Source organism: Infirmifilum sp. (genome assembly GCF_049970975.1).
GTDB classification, from domain to species: domain Archaea; phylum Thermoproteota; class Thermoprotei; order Thermofilales; family Thermofilaceae; genus Thermofilum; species Thermofilum uzonense.
On the sequence record NZ_JBMFLX010000157.1, the window covers coordinates 1 to 2,628 of the forward strand.

Sequence of the window (2,628 nt, forward strand, 5' to 3'; positions counted from 1 at the left end):
GTAGACCTAGCAGAACTAGCCAAAAGAACAGAAGGATACACAGGAGCAGACATCGAGGTTCTCGTTCGTGAGGCAGGCCTTATCGCTCTAAGGGAAGACATTTCTACAGAAAAAGTTCATATGAGGCATTTTGAAGAGGCATTGAGGAAGATTCATCCATCGTTGACACCTGATATTATAAAATTCTATGAGTCATGGAATGAGAGAGCGAGAAAGATTACTAAACAACAGTTGACGGTAACAGGTTTCTATGTATGAAGTCGCTCTACAAAATTATTCCAGAGATAATTGAAGAGTTGAAGAGTAAAGGAGGGCAGGCTACCGAACGAGAACTCTATGAATCCCTGTCTAAGAGGTTAGAAGCGACTGGTGACAATACATTGTCTATACGAGAATTCAACAAGATTTTGTTAGTGCTCGAGACCCGAGGCCTAATTAGGGTCTCGATCTTGAAAAGGAATGTTAGGAGCATACAGCTTTTAAGTGAGCGCGAAGTAAGAAGAAACTTGGAGGTGTCCTCCAACGGGGGTTGACCTTAAAGAGCTAGTTGAACCTGTTGCACATGAGTCTGAGTTGTCGTCCCTCAGTGGGAAAGTTTTAGCCATAGATGCCTATAATATTCTCTACCAGTTTTTAGCCACGATACGTCAAAAAGACGGAACCCCGCTACTGGATGCACAAGGTAACATTACAAGCCACCTCAACGGGCTCTTTTATAGAACGATCAACTATATAGAGAGTGGTTTAAAACCCGTCTATGTCTTTGATGGCAAACCACCAGAGTTAAAGGCGAAGGAGCTCGAGAAGAGACAGCAAATTAAAGTTGAGGCCGAGAAAAGATACAGGGAGGCCTTGGAGCGCGGGGAACTTGAAGAAGCCAGAATTTACGCACAGCAAACAAGCAGATTGTCTACGTCGATGGTTGAAGATGCTAAAAAGCTCCTCCAATTTATGGGTATCCCTTACGTTCAAGCACCAAGCGAGGGAGAAGCACAAGCAGCTTATATTGTTCAAAAAGGTGACGCATGGGCGTCTGGAAGCCAGGACTTCGACTCCCTACTCTTCGGGAGTCTTAGGCTTGTACGAAATCTCGCAGTTACCGGCAAGAGAAAGCTTCCGAGGAAAGATGTATACGTGGAGGTAAAGCCAGAGCTGATAGAGCTAAACGAGCTCTTATCCTACCATGGCATCACACGTGAGCAGTTGATCATTATTGGAATCCTGGTAGGCACAGATTATAATCCCGGCGGTGTTAAGGGATATGGTGCGAAGAAAGCTCTGAAGCTAGTGAAAGAGCTTAGGGATCCCGAGAAAATCTTCCGCGCGGTTCCCTGGGAATTCGATGTTCCACCCGAGAAAATCCTCGAGCTTTTCCTAAAGCCGCAAGTAACAGATAACTATACTATAACTTGGAGAGAGCCTGACAAGGAGGGTGTAAAGAGGCTATTAGTAGATGAACACCAGTTTTCGCTAGAACGTGTTGAGAACGCCTTGGAAAGGCTTGAAAAAGCGTTTAAGATGTACTTCAAGCAATCATCCCTGGAAAGCTGGTTCGGGTTTTAAGTTGGTTGAGCACGATTTAGGAGTCATTGATGAAATAGTAGCGCGTGGGCATCCGAACATAAAAGCCAGTCATAGAACCACCCTTGAAATAACCAAAGATGCATGGCTAACACCCAGAGGAGACTGTATAATAGCTGTTTCATCGAACAAGTCTGCTTCTGATCTCAATCCCCAATTAAAGAAGGCTCTCAAAGACGGACTTTGGCTGGTGTTCATAATATCCGCGCTTAAGATAAACGAGTATGACTACCTTGTAGCTAGGGGCTCTCCTTCCCTGCTTTTCACGGACTCTAGATCACTAGTGATCCGTAAAAGTAGCTACATTGATGGCAGGACAATAGCCATAAACTCCAATAAAGCAGCGAAAGACATACACCTGAAAATCCGAGAATACTTGAAAAGTCCCGATGCGACAATCAGGGTACTGCTAATAGCAACAAATAGCCCGGACGCAGTTCTGGCAAAGCTAGAAGATTTTATAAGAAAAGGTGGGCCGGGAGGGACTTGAACCCCCGACCTACGGGTCTGGAGCCTCGACCTCTTACTAGAGACCGCCGCTCTACCTAGCTGAGCTACCGGCCCCCTCAAAGCAACTTACAATCTAGACTCATAAACTTTTCTTCGAAGATGCAGCTTCATAGTAAAAAGGTTAAAGCGCCCCGGCCGGGATTCGAACCCGGGTTCTCCGCGCCTACAGGGCTCTGCGGCTCGACAGGCCGCCACTCCAGGACCAGGTCTTCCTGGGCCACTAGACGACCGGGGCTACGCAAATCACAATAGGAAAGGGCTTTATGTTTTTTTCGCTCCGCGATCGATTATAACGCGGCCCCGCACTTAGCATTACACCTTTTAACAGTATGAAAAGGCTTTAAGGGGATAGAGATGCGTAAGCAATATATTTATCCTAATCTTTGTTCTAATGCCGCGCGGAGGGCCGGTGGCTCAGCCAGGTAGAGCATCCGAGCGCTTCCTATAGCGCGGTGAAGCTGATAAACGAGCGCGCCCCTCTGGCGCCTCTTCCAGAGACCGGGGGGTCCCGGGTTCAAATCCCGGCCGGCCCACTCT

General features: G+C 47.1%; 2 protein-coding genes, 3 tRNA genes and 2 pseudogenes. 5 read left to right on the forward strand and 2 right to left on the reverse strand.

Features of this window, described 5'->3' with window-relative positions:
• The 4 genes and pseudogenes from ACP5KC_RS09930 to ACP5KC_RS09945 all read left to right on the forward strand — a co-directional run.
• Positions 1-258: pseudogene (locus tag ACP5KC_RS09930) on the forward strand (AAA family ATPase); the annotation flags it as partial.
• Complete coding sequence (locus tag ACP5KC_RS09935) at positions 255-533, forward strand: hypothetical protein (protein WP_052884823.1); 279 nt, start codon at positions 255-257, stop codon at positions 531-533. The pseudogene ACP5KC_RS09930 and the gene ACP5KC_RS09935, both read left to right, overlap by 4 nt.
• Positions 526-1,563: pseudogene (gene fen, locus ACP5KC_RS09940) on the forward strand (flap endonuclease-1); the annotation flags it as partial. The gene ACP5KC_RS09935 and the pseudogene fen, both read left to right, overlap by 8 nt.
• A gap of 1 nt (position 1,564) precedes the next feature.
• Complete coding sequence (locus ACP5KC_RS09945; protein WP_236944882.1) at positions 1,565-2,071, forward strand: DUF371 domain-containing protein; 507 nt, start codon at positions 1,565-1,567, stop codon at positions 2,069-2,071.
• On the opposite strand, the gene ACP5KC_RS09950 is transcribed toward ACP5KC_RS09945, so the two are convergent.
• Both ACP5KC_RS09950 and ACP5KC_RS09955 read right to left on the reverse strand, forming a co-directional pair.
• Positions 2,053-2,145: transfer RNA gene (locus tag ACP5KC_RS09950), tRNA-Trp, on the reverse strand. The genes ACP5KC_RS09945 and ACP5KC_RS09950 overlap by 19 nt on opposite strands.
• A gap of 73 nt (positions 2,146-2,218) precedes the next feature.
• Positions 2,219-2,326 (reverse strand) — tRNA-Asp (locus ACP5KC_RS09955).
• 168 nt (positions 2,327-2,494) lie between these two features.
• On the opposite strand from ACP5KC_RS09955, the gene ACP5KC_RS09960 reads away from it, so the two are divergent.
• Positions 2,495-2,624: transfer RNA gene (locus ACP5KC_RS09960), tRNA-Ile, on the forward strand.
• The last annotated feature ends 4 nt before the right edge of the window (positions 2,625-2,628 follow it).